Annotated in this window: 17 protein-coding genes; 9 read left to right on the top strand and 8 right to left on the bottom strand. The window is 63.9% G+C overall.

All coding sequences use genetic code 11. The features are described from left to right. The first annotated feature begins 30 nt into the window (after positions 1–30). From IEX78_RS20385 to IEX78_RS20370, 4 genes are all read left to right on the top strand, one after another. Positions 31–1,185 carry a patatin-like phospholipase family protein gene (locus tag IEX78_RS20385; RefSeq protein WP_188830619.1) on the top strand — a complete coding sequence of 385 codons (1,155 nt, stop codon included), beginning with the start codon at positions 31–33 and terminating at the stop codon, positions 1,183–1,185. Further along, complete coding sequence (locus IEX78_RS20380; RefSeq protein WP_188830618.1) at positions 1,182–2,654, top strand: flavin-containing monooxygenase; 1,473 nt, start codon at positions 1,182–1,184, stop codon at positions 2,652–2,654. Before IEX78_RS20385 ends, IEX78_RS20380 begins: the two co-directional genes overlap by 4 nt. Next, positions 2,651–3,490: an SDR family oxidoreductase gene (locus IEX78_RS20375; protein WP_188830617.1), complete on the top strand. Its 840-nt coding sequence runs from the start codon at positions 2,651–2,653 to the stop codon at positions 3,488–3,490. The genes IEX78_RS20380 and IEX78_RS20375 overlap by 4 nt, the downstream gene beginning before the upstream one ends. Positions 3,491–3,641: 151 nt before the next feature. After that, positions 3,642–3,833 (top strand): YegP family protein, encoded by a 192-nt coding sequence (locus tag IEX78_RS20370; RefSeq protein WP_188830616.1) that lies wholly within the window; start codon positions 3,642–3,644, stop codon positions 3,831–3,833. Between the two features lie 111 nt (positions 3,834–3,944). Here the strand turns inward: IEX78_RS20370 and pepN are convergent, their stop codons facing one another. After that, on the bottom strand, positions 3,945–6,533 hold the full coding sequence (gene pepN, locus IEX78_RS20365) for an aminopeptidase N (protein WP_188830615.1): 2,589 nt from the start codon (positions 6,531–6,533) through the stop codon (positions 3,945–3,947). 152 nt (positions 6,534–6,685) lie between these two features. Here pepN and IEX78_RS20360 point away from each other — a divergent pair, with 152 nt between their 5' ends. Continuing rightward, a complete protein-coding gene (locus tag IEX78_RS20360) occupies positions 6,686–7,516 on the top strand; it encodes a phosphoribosylaminoimidazolesuccinocarboxamide synthase (RefSeq protein ID WP_188830614.1) in 831 nt (276 codons plus the stop codon). Positions 7,517–7,530: 14 nt separating this feature from the next. Here the strand turns inward: IEX78_RS20360 and IEX78_RS20355 are convergent, their stop codons facing one another. Continuing rightward, positions 7,531–7,887, bottom strand: coding sequence for a winged helix-turn-helix transcriptional regulator (locus IEX78_RS20355; RefSeq protein WP_188830613.1), 357 nt, complete (start codon positions 7,885–7,887; stop codon positions 7,531–7,533). A gap of 132 nt (positions 7,888–8,019) precedes the next feature. On the opposite strand from IEX78_RS20355, the gene IEX78_RS20350 reads away from it, so the two are divergent. Next, positions 8,020–8,829 carry an NAD(P)-dependent oxidoreductase gene (locus IEX78_RS20350; protein ID WP_188830612.1) on the top strand — a complete coding sequence of 270 codons (810 nt, stop codon included), beginning with the start codon at positions 8,020–8,022 and terminating at the stop codon, positions 8,827–8,829. A gap of 1 nt (position 8,830) precedes the next feature. On the opposite strand, the gene IEX78_RS20345 is transcribed toward IEX78_RS20350, so the two are convergent. The 5 genes from IEX78_RS20345 to IEX78_RS20325 are packed head-to-tail and all read right to left on the bottom strand — an operon-like array spanning position 8,831 to position 12,600. After that, entirely contained in the window at positions 8,831–9,262 is a 432-nt protein-coding gene (locus IEX78_RS20345) for a nitroreductase family deazaflavin-dependent oxidoreductase (RefSeq protein WP_188830611.1), read from the bottom strand. 31 nt (positions 9,263–9,293) lie between these two features. Beyond that, on the bottom strand, positions 9,294–9,761 hold the full coding sequence (locus IEX78_RS20340) for an NUDIX hydrolase (RefSeq protein WP_188830610.1): 468 nt from the start codon (positions 9,759–9,761) through the stop codon (positions 9,294–9,296). After that, positions 9,745–10,965, bottom strand: coding sequence for an RNA polymerase sigma factor (locus IEX78_RS20335; RefSeq protein ID WP_188830609.1), 1,221 nt, complete (start codon positions 10,963–10,965; stop codon positions 9,745–9,747). Before IEX78_RS20335 ends, IEX78_RS20340 begins: the two co-directional genes overlap by 17 nt. Next, entirely contained in the window at positions 10,962–11,360 is a 399-nt protein-coding gene (locus IEX78_RS20330; protein WP_188830608.1) for a YciI family protein, read from the bottom strand. Before IEX78_RS20330 ends, IEX78_RS20335 begins: the two co-directional genes overlap by 4 nt. A gap of 13 nt (positions 11,361–11,373) precedes the next feature. Then, positions 11,374–12,600, bottom strand: coding sequence for an NAD(P)/FAD-dependent oxidoreductase (locus IEX78_RS20325; RefSeq protein ID WP_188830607.1), 1,227 nt, complete (start codon positions 12,598–12,600; stop codon positions 11,374–11,376). 164 nt (positions 12,601–12,764) lie between these two features. Here IEX78_RS20325 and IEX78_RS20320 point away from each other — a divergent pair, with 164 nt between their 5' ends. From IEX78_RS20320 to IEX78_RS20310, 3 genes are all read left to right on the top strand, one after another. Next, a complete protein-coding gene (locus IEX78_RS20320) occupies positions 12,765–13,409 on the top strand; it encodes a mycothiol-dependent nitroreductase Rv2466c family protein (protein ID WP_188830606.1) in 645 nt (214 codons plus the stop codon). An 80-nt stretch (positions 13,410–13,489) separates the two neighbouring features. Next, the gene (locus IEX78_RS20315) at positions 13,490–13,963 is read left to right on the top strand and encodes a ribose-5-phosphate isomerase (protein ID WP_188830605.1); all 474 of its coding nucleotides are present in this window, start codon (positions 13,490–13,492) and stop codon (positions 13,961–13,963) included. 428 nt (positions 13,964–14,391) lie between these two features. Continuing rightward, complete coding sequence (locus IEX78_RS20310; protein ID WP_188830604.1) at positions 14,392–15,189, top strand: Fpg/Nei family DNA glycosylase; 798 nt, start codon at positions 14,392–14,394, stop codon at positions 15,187–15,189. On the opposite strand, the gene IEX78_RS20305 is transcribed toward IEX78_RS20310, so the two are convergent. Continuing rightward, positions 15,186–16,142: a GGDEF domain-containing protein gene (locus IEX78_RS20305; protein WP_229684136.1), complete on the bottom strand. Its 957-nt coding sequence runs from the start codon at positions 16,140–16,142 to the stop codon at positions 15,186–15,188. The two genes, IEX78_RS20310 and IEX78_RS20305, sit on opposite strands and share 4 nt — an antisense overlap. Positions 16,143–16,647 lie beyond the last annotated feature (505 nt).

Raw genomic sequence — 16,647 nt, 5'->3', positions numbered from 1 at the left:
GGAATCTGAATACCGCTAGTATCTCAAATTATGACTTCACGACGCGGTGTAGCCATCGGCTGCGGCGGCACTCTGGGTTTCGCCTGGACGGCCGTCGCACTGGAGGCGGTTCAACGAGCCCTCGACTTCGACCTTCGTAGTGCTGACGTGCTGATCGGCACCTCAGCGGGCGCGGAACTGGTCGCCGCACTTGGCTCGGGCCGCACGCCAGCCGACATCCTCGCCGCCCTCGACGCGGTTTCCCCCAGCTCGGCGCGCGCCAACAGCACCGATGCTGCCCACATTTCCGTTCCGCCCCACGTCGCCACAGCCGAGGCTGCCCGGAGCGAGCCGCCAGCCCGAGCGCGAACGGCCCGAGCGTCCGCCGATGCCGCGCGCAGCGAAGCGGCAGCCCCATCGCGTGCAGCTCAAGCGTCTGCCGCCGCGCGCAGCGAGCCGACAACCGATCAGCGCGCCGTAGACCCTGTCCTCGCCAAGCACCTCGCCATCGACCCCGGCCGCTTCCCCCCAATCCCCGCGCTCGGCTGGCCCGCACTCGGCCTCGTCGGCGCTGGCATCAAGGCGGGCTCGACCTACCAAGCCCTCGCTGGCCTCCTTCCACGCGGGCGCGGCGACGCAACCTGGTTGCGCGAATTCGGCGAAGCGCTAGCCCCGAACGGTTGGGTCGACCATCCCGCCACCTGGCTTGTCGCCGCCGACGCGGCGACCGGTGCGCGGGTCGCCTTTGGTGCGGAGGGAGCGCCGAAGGTCGACCTAGGCACCGCGATCGCCGCATCGTGGGGCATTCCCGGCTGGTTCCCGCCCGTTTCGGCGCACGGGCGCGACTACGTCGACGGGGGATCGGTGTCGACCGCGTCGGTCGACCTGCTCATCCCGCTCGAACTCGACGAGGTGATCGTGATCGCGCCGATGGCATCGGAAGGCGGCGCCCCCGCACGCGGCATGGACCGCGTCGAGCGACTGCTACGCGCTCAAATGACCCGCGTGCTCGACCGCGAAATCGCCGCGTTGCGCGCGGCAGGCACCCGCGTCATCAGAATCGAACCCGGCCCCACCGAGCTCGCGACAATGGGCCCGAACTTTATGGACGTAAAACGCCGCGCCGCAACACTTTCCGCAGCGCGCGCCGCGTTGCCCGACCTGGTCGCTCATGCGATCTCGCGAACCGAAGGAGTAATCGGATGACCGACCACGACGTAGTGGTGATCGGTGCTGGCATTTCCGGCGTCTGCGCCGCGATTAAGTTGCGCGAAGCAGGCGTCGACGACGTGCTGATCATCGAAAAGGCCGACACCTACGGCGGTACCTGGCGCGCCAACACCTACCCGGGTTGCGCGTGCGACGTCCCGTCTGGCCTGTACTCGTTCTCCTTCGCGCCCAACAGCGAATGGTCGCGCCTGTTCGCTGGCCAGCCCGAGATCCTCGACTACGTGAACCGCGTCGCGCACGACAACGGCCTGCCCGCGCGCACCCGCTTCGGCATGGAAATGCTTGGCGCACGCTGGGATTCGAAGGCCAACCACTGGCGCATCGAAACCAACACCGACGAGATCACCGCGCGTTTCCTCGTGACCGCCGCTGGCCCGTGGAACGAACCGCGCTTCCCTGACGTGCCTGGGCTGGAAGATTTCCCCGGCGAGGTTTTCCATTCTGCCCGCTGGAATCACGACTACGACCTGCGCGGCAAGCGCGTCGCGGTGCTTGGCACTGGTGCGTCGGCGGTGCAGTTCGTGCCCGCGATCGTCCCGGACGTGGAACGGCTACACCTGTTCCAGCGCACCGCCCAATGGGTGCTGCCTAAACTCGACCATCGCGTTCCCGAAGTCGAAAAGGCGCTCATGCGCCGAATTCCGTTCGCCATCAAGGCATTGAAGTCGATCGAGTACACGCTGATGGAAGGGCTTGGTGTCGCATTCCGGCGCCCACGCCCGCTCATGCGGGGTGTGCAGGCGGTCGGTTCGGCGTATTTGCGCGCGGTGGTCCGCGATCGCGAATTGCGTGAGAAACTCACGCCGAAATACCTACTTGGTTGCCGCCGAATTCTGTTCTCCAACAATTACTTGCAGGCTCTTACTAAACCCAATGTCGACGTACATGCGACCGGTGTTGTTGAAGTAAAAGGAAATACGGTCATTGGTGCCGACGGCGGCACCGCCGAAGTCGACGCCATTATTCTCGGCACCGGCTTCCACATTCTCGACAGTCCAATCGCCGACCTCATTCAAGGCGCTGACGGCGCGACAATGGCCGACCACTGGAAGGGCTCGCCCGAAGCCTATTTGGGCACCGTCGTCGCCGGGTTCCCAAATGCGTTCTCCGTTCTCGGCCCGAGCCTTGGCACCGGCCATTCATCGGCTTTCGCCATTCTGGAAGCCCAGGTCGAATTCATCGTTTCGGCGATTAAGACCGCGCGCCAACGTGATTGGACCAGCATCGACGTGCGCCCAGAGGTGCAGGGTGCCTACGTCGACGAGGTTCAAGCCGCGCTTGGCACGACGGTGTACAACTCGGGCGGCTGCCAGAGCTACTACCTCGACGTCAACGGTCGCAACAGCTTCAACTGGCCGTGGTCAACCGGCGCGCTGACCCGTCGCGTCTCTGTTTTCGACGCCGCCGATTTCACCGTCACCGCACCGGAGGTCACCCCAGCATGAGCAGCTATCCCCAAATCGACCTGACCAGCGCGTTCGTCGCCATCACCGGCGGCGCGCGCGGCATTGGCCTCGCGACCGCGAAAGCCTTCCACGCGGCAGGTGCGAAGGTGGCGCTCGGCGACCTCGACGAGGCGCTTGCCATTGAAGCCGCCGCCGAACTTGGCGACCGGGCAAGCGGGCACGCGCTCGACGTCACCGACAAGGCGTCGTACGCGAATTTCCTTGCCGCCGCCGAGGATTGGGCCGGTCAGCCGCTTGACGTGCTGGTCAACAATGCGGGCGTGATGCCGAACGGCCCGTTCCTCGAACAGTCCGACCACATCGATGAACTCACGATCAACGTCAACGTCTACGGCGTCATCAACGGCATGCGCCTCGCGCTGCCCGGCATGGTTGAACGCGGTCGCGGCCACGTCGTGAATGTCGCTTCTCTCGCAGGCAAATTCCCGCTCAAGGGGCTTGCGGTGTACAACGCGAGCAAATATGCCGTCGTCGGTCTCACCGCGGCAACACGGCTCGAAATGGACGGCACCGGCGTGAGTGTGAGCGCGGTACTTCCGTCAGCGGTGCGCACCGAACTCAGTTCCGGCATCGATTACGGTATTTTGCCTGCCGTCGACCCGGAAGACATTGCGGCAGCCGTTGTCCGGTCGGTCAAAACACGGTCGGCCGAAACAGCGGTGCCCGGCTACGTCGGATTCGCCGCTAATGCGGCCGGTTTCGTGCCAGAAAAGCTCATGCGTGCCATTCGCAAAGCGACACACGACGACGCCGCGATCAACGGTGTCGACGACGAAGTGCGCCGCGTGTACCTGGATCGAATCGAAAAACAGTGACAAACAAACACTCGGGTGCGATGTCAATACCTGGCTGAGTTATTTGATAAATCCGGCATCTTCTTGTCGCAGAAAGATATCTTTCGCGCCGGATTCAGCAAGGTATGGTGAAGGCAGCATTTCCTCCCTGCGAGCAAAAAGTGAGGCAATCATGGCTGCTGGAAAATTTGAAATCTTCACCGACACTCAGGGCAAATACCGTTTCCGTCTCAAGGCGGCAAATGGCGAAATCATCGCCCAGAGCCAGGCGTATGAGGAGCTGGAAGGCGCGAAAAACGGCATCGAGTCCATTCGCCGCAACGCGCCGATCTCCCCGATCGTCGACCTGCACGAGGTCCAGTAACGCCCGCCGCCCTTTTTGCGCGTGGTGGTGGTTGTGGGCGCCGTCCGCCAACGACGCCCATCCGATAGGTCCTGATCGCAGCAGCGATCAGGACCTATCTGTGTTCGGTACCTACTTCGCGTCGAACTCGCGCGCACGCAGCGAGCGCTCGATGCCAGCCTTACCTTCCGAAACCAGTCGATACAGCGCGGGCGGCAGGTCGCCCGCGAGGAATTCGTCTGCCTTCGCGACGGCTTCCTCGCTGATCGCCCAGTGCGGGTAGAGCCCGACGACCACGGTCTGGGCCACCTCGCTTGAGCGCCGATCCCACACCGCGGGCACATCGGCGAAGTACCGGTCAACGAACGGCGCGAGCAACTCGCTTTGCCCGACCGGCGCGAACCCGCCGACGATCGCGCGCGCGGTGATGTTGGGAACCGTGTCGTTGTTCATCACCGTGTCCCACGCGCGTTCCTTCACCTCGCGAATCGGGCGCGCCGTCGACGCCTGCTCGGCTTGGCGCTTGCCCGCCGCGGTGGGGTCGCGCTGCAGTTCGGCATCGATGCGCGGGGAGTCGAGGCCGTCGGCATCGATCTGTCCGGCCGCCGCGAGGGCGGTGATGATGCGCCAGCGCAGGTCGGTGTCGACGGTCAACCCCGCCAACCCGACTGTCGCCGGATCGGCATCGAGCAACTGCGCGAGCACCTCGATCTGCGCCGAACCCAGCTTCGTTCCGGTAAGCGCGTTGACGAAAGCGAGCTGGTGGTCGGAACCGGCGTCGGCCGCGCGCGCCAATTCGAGCAGACGATCGGCGAACGCGGGCCAGCCTTCGGCGTCGGCCCATGCGGGGTCGGCGTAGCTCGACAGTGCGGTTGCGGCCTGCATCAAAAGTCGCTGCACGACACCGATTTCGGTCTCGGAGCCGATACCGCGTTGCACAAGCGCAATGAAATCGCGAGCCTTGAGCTCGGCCTGACGCGTCATCTCCCATGCCGCCGACCAGGCAAGCGTGCGGGGCAGCGAGTCGGCGATATCGCCAATGCGGTCGACAACCACCTCAAGCGAATCGGGATCGAGCCGCAGCGAGCAATAGGTGAGGTCGTCGTCGTTGACCAAAACGAGCTTGCCGCGCGAAATCCCGGTCAGCTCAGGCACTTCCGTGCGTCCGGTTGCATCGAGGTCGAGTTCAACGCGGTTGGTGCGGACGAGCTTGCCGGTCTCGGGGTCGTCGTCGTAGATACCGATCGCGATGCGATGCACGCGGTGTTCGCCCGCGCCGGGCAGCGCGCCTTCCTGGACGACAGCGAAGCTGGTGAACGTGCCGTCGGGGCTCACGAGGAAATCGGGGCGCAGGATGTTCAGGCCCGTCGTCTTGAGCCACTGCTCGCCCCAACCGGACAGGTCGCGGCCCGACGCCTTCTCCAACGCGGCAAGCAGATCGTCGAAAGTGGCGTTGCCGTAAGCATGTTCGGCGAAGTAGTCGCGCAGGCCAGCGAGGAACGGCTGCAAACCGACGTAGGCGACGAGCTGCTTGAGCACCGAAGCGCCCTTGGCATAGGTGATGCCGTCGAAGTTCACCTCAACGGCGTGCAGGTCGGGGATATCGGCGGCGATCGGGTGCGTGGAAGGCAGCTGATCTTGGCGGTAGGCCCACGACTTCTCGACATTCGCGAAAGTGGTCCACGCGCTTTCGTATTCGGTTGCCTCGGCCTGGCACAGCACCGACGCGAACGTCGCGAACGACTCGTTCAACCACAGGTCGTCCCACCACTTCATGGTGACAAGGTCGCCGAACCACATGTGCGCCATCTCGTGGAGCACAGTCTCGGCACGACGCTCATACGCCGCGCGCGTGACCTTGGACCGGAACACGTAGTCCTCAAGGAAGGTGACCGCGCCCGCGTTCTCCATCGCGCCCGCGTTGAACTCGGGCACGAAAAGCTGGTCGTACTTGCCGAACGCGTACGGCACACCAAAGTTGTTGTGGTAGAACTCGAAACCCTGTTTGGTCTCGGTAAACAGACGCTCGGCGTCCATGTGTTCAGCGAGCGAAGCGCGGCAGTACAGGCCGAGCGGGATGTCGCCGTTGGCGTCGGTGAACGTGTCGGTCCATTTCGCGTAGGGGCCTGCGATCATCGCGACGAGGTAGGTGCTCATGCGCGGCGTAGTCGCGAAAACATGCTCGGCGACGTCGGGACCAAGCTCCTTGCGCTCGATCTCGGCACCGTTTGAGATGACCTCCCAGTCGGCGGGCGCGATGGCCGACACGTCGAAGGTGGCTTTAAGGTCGGGCTGGTCGAAGCACGCGAACATGCGCTTGGCATCGGCGGTTTCGAACTGCGAGTAGAGGTACACCTTGTTGTCGGTTGGATCCACGAACCGGTGCAGTCCCTCGCCGGTGTGCGAGTATTCGCAGTCGGCTTCGACAACGAGCGTGTTCTCAATTGCCAAGTCGGTCAACAGAATTCCGGTCGACTCGTCATACCCGCTGATATCGATGGGCTGCCCGTTCAGCGTCGCAGACTTCACCCGTTTGGCAACCAGATCGATGTAAGTGTTTGCGCCAGGCAGGGATTCGAAGGTGACGGTGGTCTTCGACCCGAAGGTGCCATCGCCGTCGGAAGGCGGAGCGGTGAGGTCTAGTTCGATCCGATAGTTCGCGACGCTGACGATGGCGGCGCGCTCCTCCGCTTGATCGCGGGTGAGATTCGGGGCAGACACAGCTGGATCTCCTTCGTCGTCGACGAACATGGCACGTAGTTCTCGCGTCTAAGAATGCCACTCCAGCCCATGACGCGCTGCTGGTCGAGGTGTGCAACGACGGTATCGTGAGGGTCTGACATTTTCTTGACCCCAGGATTCGGAGGCCCACGGTGAAGCATGTGCATGCCGGGAAAGTTCGCGACCTTTACGAGGATGGCGACACCCTGCTGCTCGTCGCCTCCGACCGGGTTTCGGTCTATGACGTGGTGTTGCCCACGCCGATTCCGGGCAAGGGCGCGCTGCTGACCCAGCTGTCGAACTGGTGGTTCGAATACTTCAGCGACATCCCCAACCACGTGGTTTCGGCCACCGACGTGCCTGCGGAATTCGCTGGTCGCGGGATTCGGGTGAAGCCGCTGAAGATGCTGCCGGTCGAAGCCATCGCGCGCGGGTACCTCACCGGCGGCGGGCTCAAGGAATACGAAAAGACCGGAACGGTTTCGGGGATCAAGTTGCCGCCCGGGCTGCGCGACGGCGACCGGTTGCCCGAGCCGATCTTCACCCCGTCGACCAAGGCGGCCGAGGGCCACGATGAGGCCATCAGCTTCGACCAGGTTGTTGACCTGCTTGGTCGCGACGTCGCCGAACAGGTGCGCGACCGCACGCTCGACATTTACACGCGCGGCGCCGAGCACGCGGCCAAGGCGGGCGTGATCGTCGCCGACACGAAGGTCGAATTCGGTTGGGACGGCGACGTTCTCACGCTCGGCGACGAAGTGCTGACGTCGGACTCGTCGCGCTTCTGGCCCGCCGACGAATGGGAGCCGGGCCGCCCCCAGGCCTCCTTCGACAAGCAGTTCGTGCGCGACTGGTCAACCTCGACCGGCTGGAACAAGGAATACCCGGGCCCAGAAATCCCGGCCGACGTAGTCGAAGGCACCCGCCGCAAGTACGAGGAAGCCTACGAACGCATCACCGGCCGCACCTGGCCCGGCGTTTAACGACGTGCTCGCGCTCAATGTATGGGCGCGAGCACCCCTTTCACCTCGCAAATGTGGTCCATGTTCGCCGCACCCCATTCGCCGAGCGCAACCAAGGCCGAGTTGAGCGAAACGCCCAGTTCGGTGAGTGAGTACTCCACCTTCGGCGGCACTTCGGGATACACCTCGCGATGCACGATGCCGTCGTGCTCAAGCTCGCGTAACTGCTGAATCAGCATTTTCTCGGTAACCCCGGGAACGAGGCGTTTGACCTCACCGAACCGCTGTGTGCCGGTGGAAAGTGCCCAGAGGATCAGGGCTTTCCATTTGCCGCCAACCACATCGAGCGCCGCGTCAATCCCGCACGAATAGGGCCGTTCACGTGCCTTCATGTGCCTCATACTTACTTTTTGGTGGGTACCACACTTTGGAGTCGGTACTTGTCTATTCTATGGTAGCCGACGATCCTGGTAGTCAGCGAGATCAGCCGATCAACCGCAGCCGAACTAATCAGGAGTCGCAAGATGAATTCGACAGTGCCGCTCACTATTTCGATCATGGGAACTGGCGCGATGGGTGCCGCGCTCGCTGAGGCGTTAGTTGCCGCAGGGCATCGGGTAACGGTGTGGAATCGCACTCGCGCGAAGGCCGAATCCATTGCGGGCGCTCACGTGGCTTCGACACCAGGCGATGCGGTCGCCGCGGCGGAATTGGTAATCCTCGCATTGCTCGACGACGAGACCGTGCGCGCCAGCCTCGCGCCGGTACTCAACGACCTGAACGGCCGCACCCTGGTCAACCTCACCACAACGACCCCCGAGCAGGCTCGCGCGATCGGCGAGTGGACCGAATCCGCCAACGTCGCCGTTCTCGATGGCGGCATCATGGCGATCCCGTCGATGATCGGTGGACCGGGCGCCTTCGTGATCTACAGCGGCGACGGTGACGCGTTCGCGCGGTACGAGTCGGTGTTCGAGCTGTTCGGTGGCGCGGAATACGTCGGCGAGGATTTGGGCGCCGCAGCCCTGTATGACGTGTCAATCCTCGGCGCGATGTACGCGATGTTCGCTGGCTTCCGGCAGGGTGGTGCGATGGTCACGACCGCTGGCGGTTCGGCAGCCCGATTGGCGTCGATGATGACACCATTTCTGCAAGCGATGGCGCGGCATTTGGCGACATACGCGCCCGGCATCGACAGTCCCGCCGATTACGTGCAAGAGCAGAGCGACGAATTCACTGCGGGCGCACTCGATCTCATCGAGAAAGCGGCCGTCGAGTCAGGTAACCCGACGCCGCTCTATGGTGCGTTGCGCCGCGCGCTGATCGGACTCTGAATTAGGCGCGGGGCGTGAGGATGACCAGCGGGATTTCGCGGCTGGTCTTCTTCTGGTAGTCGCTGTAGCCCTTGTACGCGGCGACTACGCGCGGCCACAGTTTCGTGCGTTCCTCCGGGGTCGCGATGTGGGCGGTGTAGGGCTTGGTCGGTCCTTGTTGAAGCGACACTTCAACATTCGGGTTGTCGCGCAGGTTCAGAAACCAGGCGGGGTGGGTGTCGTCGCCGCCGCGCGAGGCGACGATGACGATGGTGTCGCCGTCGACGATGGGCGCGGTGAGCATCGTTTTGCGCGGGCTGCCCGACTTGCGGCCGATAGTCGTCAGTTCCAGCGACGGCATTCCGAAAGCCGTGTTCCCGATGCGACCACCGGAGAGCTTGAGCAAGCCTCGATGGACGGCATTCATGATTTTGAGCTGCGTATCTGAAGGCATACTTTCGAACCTACCCGCGCATCGCGACTGGTCAGTTGAGTTCTTCGGCGAGCCGCGCGAGAAGAGGCCGTTGACCTTTCACGAGTTTCTCGGTCGCGGTTGCGATATCGAAGAAGGCCGCCCTGTCGATTTCGGGGAAAACGGCAACTCGGCCGGAGCGCGGAGGCCACTCCATTTCGAACGTCCCGGGGACGATTGTCGACGGGTCAGGGTCGCCTTCGACGGCCCACGCGGTGAGGGTTTTGCCTCGGCCGTAGACCACGTCGCCTAACGCGAGCCACTCACCTTCGGGGACCGCAAGACCAAGCTCCTCGACGAATTCGCGTGCCGCCGCTGCCTGCGGTTGCTCCTCGTCGGGCAGATACTCGCCCTTCGGAATCGACCACGCCGCTTCGTCTTTGCGCGCCCAAAATGGCCCGCCCATGTGCCCGAGCAGAACTTCGAGCCCGTCATCGCCACGTCGGAAAACCACAATGCCCGCGCTAAATATTTTCGTCATCGGGTGCCTCTTCCGGGTTTCGCAAACGCGCCGCGCGCAGGAGCAGATAGTCGCGCTCGGGCGCGCTAGTCGTTTGCGTAGCCGCTTGGTGGTAGTGGGTGACAGCGGCGGCGGTGTCGCCGGACATTTCCGTGAGATGACCACGCACCGCGGCGAGGCGATGGTTGCCGCTCAACTCGTCGGCGATGGTATCGACAAGCGCTAACCCAGCAGATGGTCCTTCCACCGCGGCCAACGCGACCGCGCGATTGAGCGTGACGATCGCGCTCGGTTCCACCTGCTCAAGGCGCGAATACAGGGCCAGAATCGTCGTCCAGTCGGTCGCATCGGCGGTTGTCGCCTGCGCGTGCACGCCCGCGATCGCCGCTTGCAGTTGATAACTCCCCGACAGACCAGCCGACATTGTCGCGGTCACCAACCGCAAGCCTTCGCTGGTCATCGCGCGGTCCCACAACGTGCGATCTTGGGCGGGAAGCGGGATCAACTCGCCGTGTGGCCCGGTGCGTGCCGCGCGACGCGAATCGGTGAGCAGCATCAGCGCGAGCAGGCTCGTGACCTCGGGGTCGGTGGGGACGAGTTCGTGTAGCGCGCGCGTGAGTCGAATCGCTTCGGCGGCCAAATCCGCGCGACGCAGTTCGGGGCTGGAACTGCTGGTGTGTGCTTCGGTGAAGATCACATACAGCACGCGCAACACCGCTGCCATGCGTTTGGTGTCGTCGGCACCTGATCCGAACGGGCGCGACAGTTGCGACAACCGTTTCTTCGCGCGCGAAACACGTTGCGCCATTGTGGCTTCCGGCACGAGAAACGCGGCCGCGATTTCGGCGGTGGTGAGCCCACCAACCGCGCGCAGCGTGAGCGCGACAGCACTCGCCGCGGGCAGTTCAGGGTGACAACACAGGAAATAGAGGTCGAGTGAGTCGTCGCGCGCGGCCGCTTCTTGGCGGACCTCCCGCTCGAAAACGGCTGTCTCTCTTGATCTTCGCGCGACCTCGACACGCACCGCGTCGGCCATCCTGCGCTGGGCCACCTGAATCAGCCACGCGCGCGGATTCGTCGGCACGCCATCGACAGGCCACTGAGTTGCCGCCGCGAGCAACGCCTCCTGCACCGCGTCCTCTGCCATGTCGAAATCACCGAAGCGCCCGAACAGGGCGCGAAGGACATGGGGAGCTAACTCGCGAAGAAGACTGTCGATGTTCACGGGAGTGGGGGAGCGCCCATCACCTGACGCACCTCGATGTATTCGCCGATCGGAACCCCGCCCGGCCCAGGCGACGCCGACGCCTGGGCCGCGATCTCGATCGCACGTTCGCGCGAGTCGACATCGACGAGGTAGTAGCCCGCGAGGAATTCCTTCGTCTCAGGGAACGGCCCGTCGGTGACCACCGGCGCGTTGCGACCATCGGAACTGACGATCAACGCCTGGTCTGGCCCCGCGAGGCCTTCGGCGGCGACCAACTCACCCGACGCCGCCAGTTGCGCGCCGAGTTCGCGTTGAAACGCGATGTTCGCGGCGATCTCCTCGGGTTTCCACTCCGTCATCGGCACAGCACAATTCGACGTTGCCGTATACGACTTGATGAGCATGAACTTCACGGGCGGACTCCGCTCACAGTGGTTTGTTCACATCAGCCAAGTCGTCTGGATCAACCGACTTGCCCGACAGGATCAGCTCTTTAATCCGATCCGTCACATCCCACACGTTCACGTTCATTCCGGCAAGGACCTTGTTGGCCGGATCGAGCCAGAACGCGATGAATTCGAAACTGTCGGTGTCGCCGCGCACGACAAGGCGCGCGTCGTCGTCGCGGCCGACGTAGCCGGTGTATTCCATCCCGAGGTCGTATTGGTCGGTGAAGAAATACGGCAACCGGTCGTAGACGGCGGGGATGCCGAGCATGGTTTTCGCGGCGACAGCGGGCTGGTTGAGGGCGTTCGCCCAATGTTCGACGCGGACGCGCCTGCCGAGCGTTGGGTTGTATTGGGCGGCGATGTCGCCGACCGCGACGATGTCGGGGTTGGAACTGGCCAGCGATTCGTTGACGTGGATGCCGTTGTCGACGACCAGTCCGGCCGCGACCGCCGCCTCCACGTTCGGCAGCGCACCAACCGCGACGAGCACCGCGTCGGCGGCAATTACCTGCCCGTCGGCGAGGAACACCCCGGTCGCCACCCCGTTGTCGGTAAGAATCTCGGCAACCTCGGTGTTCGTGCGCACATCAACGCCATGATTGCGCTGCAACGCGGCGAACACCGCGCCCATCTGCTGACCAATCGTCCCCGAAACCGGCTGCGGTCCCGCTTCCAGAATCGTCACCTCAAGCCCACGCTGGCGCGCGACCGCGGCCACCTCAAGCCCGATCCAGCCGCCGCCGATAATCGCGAGACGCGGCGTTACCTCAAGCATCGCGGCGATCTCATCGGAATCGTCGATCGTGCGCAAGGTGTACACGTTCGGTGCCGAGCCGCCAGCGATGTCGTTGAGCACCCGGCTGCGCGAGCCGGTCGCAAGGGCGAGTTTGTCGTAAGACAGCGTCGAATCGTCGGGCAGCGTCACGGTTTTCGCAACCGGATCGAACGCCTTCGCGGTGGTCCCCAGCCGCAGGTCAACGCGGTGGTCGCGGTACCAATCGGCGTTGAAAACGGTGAAGTCGGCAAGCGGTTCCTTACCAGCAAGATGTTTCTTCGACAGTGGTGGCCGCTCGTACGGCAGTTCGTCTTCCGCAGCCAAAATCGTGATCTGACCGGGGAAATCGTGGGCGCGCAAACCCTCGGCGAGCTTAGCGCCGGCGAGTCCGCCGCCGATGATGACGAAATGCTGCGGGTTGGTTGTCATAAGCGGACTCCCTCTCTTCACAAAACGCGACGCGGGCTCGACCGTTATCGAGCCTAGTTGCGTTCAGTGTCGATCGGGGGGAACGATTCGCGCCTCGGCGCGGTTGCACCGAAAGAGCCGGACATGTGACCGGCGAGACAGTGCATCCGAGAGGAAGAACTTCTGTGAGTGAGCAGTCAGGCACTAAAGACGTCGTCGACTTTTGGTTCGACCCGCTGTGTCCGTGGTGCTGGATTACCTCCCGCTGGATTCTGGAAGTGGCGAAGGTTCGCGACATCGACGTGCACCTGCACGTCATGAGCCTGTCGGTCCTGAACGAGGGCCGCGACCTGCCCGAAAAGTACGTCGAGCTGATGTCGGCGGGATGGGGTCCGGTGCGCGTCGCGATCGCCGCGCAGCAGAAATACGGCGACGAGATTCTCGATCCGCTTTACACCGCGCTCGGCACCCGCTTCCACAACCGTCGCGCCGAATTTGAGAAGGAAACCTCGGCGGAAACGTTCGAAGCGATCGTCGTTGACGCCCTCGCCGAACTCGACCTCGACCCCGCGCTGATCGAAGCCGCCGCGACAACCGACCTCGACGACGCGCTGCGTGAAAGCCACCACGCTGGCATGGACAAGGTTGGCCCGGATGTGGGCACCCCGACCATCCACGTGAACGGCGTCGCCTTCTTCGGACCCGTGCTCTCGCGCATCCCGCGCGGCGAGGAAGCCGGTCGCGTATGGGACGGCGTCGTCGCGCTCGCGTCGTACCCGCACTTCTTCGAACTCAAGCGCACCCGCACCGAAGAGCCAGTTTTCGACTGATCAACTAGCTCACCGGGCGGCTACCCGGCAACCGGGTAGCCGCCCAACAAGCGCCAATCGCACGCTGTGATAATTCAGCCATGCGCGTTTACCTGGGTGCCGACCATGCCGGCTTCGAACTGAAGAACATCGTTAAGGCTCACCTGCTTGAGCAGGGCGTCGACGTGATCGACTGCGGAGCCCTCGTCTACGACCCGCTCGACGACTACCCGGCCTTCTGCATCGAAGCCGCCGCGCAGGTAGTCGCCCACCCCGGCAGCCTCGGCATCGTCTTCGGTGGCAGCGGCAACGGCGAACAGATCGCCGCCAACAAGGTCCCCGGCGCCCGTTGTGCGCTGGCGTGGAGTGTGGAAACGGCCGTGCTCGCGCGCGAACACAACAACGCGCAGCTGATCGCCATCGGCGGGCGGATGCACAGCCCGGAAGAGGCGTTGGCGATCGTTGACGCGTTCATCGCGACGGCGTGGTCGGAGGAAGAGCGGCACCAGCGTCGGATTGACATTTTGGCGGAGTATGAGAAGACGGGCGAGGCCCCCGAGGTCCCCGCGTACTGAGCCCACCCGCCTCTCCGCGCCTCAGCGTGTCGTGAGTGCCGTCCTGGCCTGGTAGTCGGGGCGGCGGTTGGGTGCCGTGGTCCATTTTGGGGTGGCGGGGGAGTTACCCCGATCGGGCGAAAGTAGTCCCGCGCTGTTCCGCCTCTCCGCGCCTCAGCGTGTCGTGAGTGCCGTCCTGGCCTGGTAGTCGGGGCGGCGGTTGGGTGCCGTGGCCTATTTTGGGGTGGCTGGGGAGTTACCCCGATCGTGCCAAGTAGGCCCTCGCCACTGCAGACCGTTCGCATTTGGGAGTGGTGGGTTGCGTTGGGGCGGTCTCGTGCGCTGTCATGTCATTCGGCGTGTTGGCCGGGCTCGGCGCGGGTGGTGCGATACGCATAGATCGCGGGTTTCCGAGATCTCGCGTGTCGTCTTAGTGGCTGGAGGTTCCCGTGCCCGAAGGGCATACCCTGCACCGGATTGCCGATCTGCATCAAACGCGGCTCGGTGGGCAGGTCGTGCGGGCGGCCAGTCCGCAAGGGCGGTTTGCGGACGGGGCCAACCTCATTGATGGGCAAGTGCTCGAAAGTGCCGAAGCGTACGGCAAGCACCTGTTTCATCACTATCCGTCCGGGGTGACCGTCCACGTGCACCTCGGGCTTTACGGCACCTTCTCCGAAGTCGACCTGCCGATGCCTGAACCCGTTGGGCAAGTGCGAATGCGGCTGACCGGCAACAACTTCGGCACTGATCTGCGCGGGCCGACCGCGTGCGAAATCTTCGATCCAAGCCAAGTCGACGCGCTCATGGCGCGACTGGGAGCCGACCCCTTGCGGGCCGATGCCGACCCCGACAAGGCGGGCGAGCGAATTCGCAAGTCGCGCAAGGCAATTGGTGCGCTGTTGATGGACCAATCCATCGTGGCGGGCGTCGGCAACGTCTATCGCGCGGAAGTGCTTTTCCGCCACGGCATTTCCCCATTTCGCCCAGGCAACCAACTGAGCGTCGATGAGTGGAACGCCATCTGGGCCGACCTACTCGAACTCATGCCCATCGGGGTCGAAACCGGGCGCATGCACGTGGTACGCCCCGAACACGACCTAGGCGCGCCGTCGTATGCCACCGACCGACCGCGCACCTACACCTACCGTCGCGCTGGCGAACCCTGCCGCGTGTGCGCGACACCGATTGCCACCGGCACCCTTGACGGTCGCAACGTGTTTTGGTGCCCAACCTGTCAACCGAGCTAGCCTGCGGCAGCCTCGCCCGTATCGGCAAGCGCGAACCGACGCCCGCCCGCCGACTTCGCCGAATACATCGCCCGATCGGCGCGACGAAGCAAGTCGGTGAAATCGCATGGCACGCCCGGCGGGCAGAACGCCGTGCCAACACTCGCTGACACCGGCACCGGACCCGCGCTCGACCACACCGGATCGCGCAACGCGGCGACAACGAGATTCGCGAGTTCGCTGAGCGTGTCGCGACGCGGATTGGCCGCGACAACGAATTCGTCTCCGCCGTAACGGCAAATCACCGTGTCGGGCGGGCAGACTTCGCGAAGCCGATGCGCGAGCTCGACAAGCACTTCGTCGCCGATCGCGTGGCCGTATCCGTCGTTGATCTGCTTGAACCGGTCGAGGTCGACAACGAGCACGCCAACGCCGCGAGTGGGATCAGCGGCGAATGCGCGCACCCGTTCTTGTAGCAGTGTGCGATTGGCGAGGTCGGTGAGCGCGTCGTGGGTTGCTTCGTGCTGAAGCCGATGTTGCAGCGCGGCGATTTCCTGAACGCGCAGCGACACTTTCGCGGAGAGGTTTTCCTCTTGCTGGGCGAGCGCGCGCTCTTGCAACGCTTGGGCATAGCTATCGATGGCCTGGCTGGCGACGAGCGGCCAGCGGGTCGCGACGAGGGAACCGGGTACGCCGGAAGGGAATCCGAGCAGCCAGCGACTCGCGTGGGCCAACATTCGGGTGCGTTCAAATGGCGCCTCAGCCAGCCGCGCGCCAAGTGCGCGCGCTTGGGGAACCGGAAACGGTTCGGTCCGGGCTAGGTGGAGCAGGCGCTCGACAATATCAATGAGAACTGGTTCTAGCTTGGCCGGAGAAGTTGACGACCCCGGTTCGCTGCATACCGCTTTGGCCCATGCGCGGGCCATCACGCCGACGGGTGGCTCGATTGCGACCTTGTTCTGCATCGCGGCCATCACCGGCGATCGTCGTAACTGCTATGCGGTTGGGTCCGCCGAGTTCGGCACACGCTCACCGCCCCCTTTCCAGATACCCCCGTCCGGCAAAAAGGATCCTAGCAAGCCACCCGAGACCGAAAAGTCGTGTAGTTACCTACAGCAACGATCTCTTGCGAATGGCGATTCGGCTATGACATCGCTGCGCATTCCCGGGTGTTACACAACTTCCCGAAGAATTTTCAAAAGGTGCCGAAGTCGCAGCGCGGGCCACCTTTTGCGGTGGTGGTCGTTGCGTAGCCATCGGTGTCCTCCAGCTTCGGGCCGCGGTGCGAGAGAGCCCTCGCGCGCTTACTTATGGTGGCCTACCCATCGCCCACATGCCAGAGTTTTGAGGAAAATTCTCCTATTTATTCCCCCGGCTTGTGACGTCAGGCCCCCGCACGACGCACCTCAACCATGGTGTCCCCGATGGGGTTTCGGAACTAGGGCCATTCGGCCCTATTTGGGTGATAGGGGACTCTTC

Origin of the sequence: Nocardia camponoti (genome assembly GCF_014646135.1) — a bacterium.
Classification (GTDB): Bacteria; Actinomycetota; Actinomycetes; order Mycobacteriales; family Mycobacteriaceae; genus Nocardia; species Nocardia camponoti.
Note: the sequence above shows the minus strand (reverse complement) of the source record. Positions and strands in the feature narration are given on the sequence as shown.

Coding starts and splice junctions, on each gene's coding strand:
- IEX78_RS20385 (WP_188830619.1), top strand. CDS start 31: ATGACTTCACGACGCGGTGTAGCCATCGGCTGCGGCGGCACTCTGGGT.
- IEX78_RS20380 (WP_188830618.1), top strand. CDS start 1,182: ATGACCGACCACGACGTAGTGGTGATCGGTGCTGGCATTTCCGGCGTC.
- IEX78_RS20375 (WP_188830617.1), top strand. CDS start 2,651: ATGAGCAGCTATCCCCAAATCGACCTGACCAGCGCGTTCGTCGCCATC.
- IEX78_RS20370 (WP_188830616.1), top strand. CDS start 3,642: ATGGCTGCTGGAAAATTTGAAATCTTCACCGACACTCAGGGCAAATAC.
- IEX78_RS20355 (WP_188830613.1), bottom strand. CDS start 7,887: ATGAAGGCACGTGAACGGCCCTATTCGTGCGGGATTGACGCGGCGCTC.
- IEX78_RS20350 (WP_188830612.1), top strand. CDS start 8,020: ATGAATTCGACAGTGCCGCTCACTATTTCGATCATGGGAACTGGCGCG.
- IEX78_RS20345 (WP_188830611.1), bottom strand. CDS start 9,262: ATGCCTTCAGATACGCAGCTCAAAATCATGAATGCCGTCCATCGAGGC.
- IEX78_RS20340 (WP_188830610.1), bottom strand. CDS start 9,761: ATGACGAAAATATTTAGCGCGGGCATTGTGGTTTTCCGACGTGGCGAT.
- IEX78_RS20325 (WP_188830607.1), bottom strand. CDS start 12,600: ATGACAACCAACCCGCAGCATTTCGTCATCATCGGCGGCGGACTCGCC.
- IEX78_RS20315 (WP_188830605.1), top strand. CDS start 13,490: ATGCGCGTTTACCTGGGTGCCGACCATGCCGGCTTCGAACTGAAGAAC.
- IEX78_RS20305 (WP_229684136.1), bottom strand. CDS start 16,142: ATGGCCGCGATGCAGAACAAGGTCGCAATCGAGCCACCCGTCGGCGTG.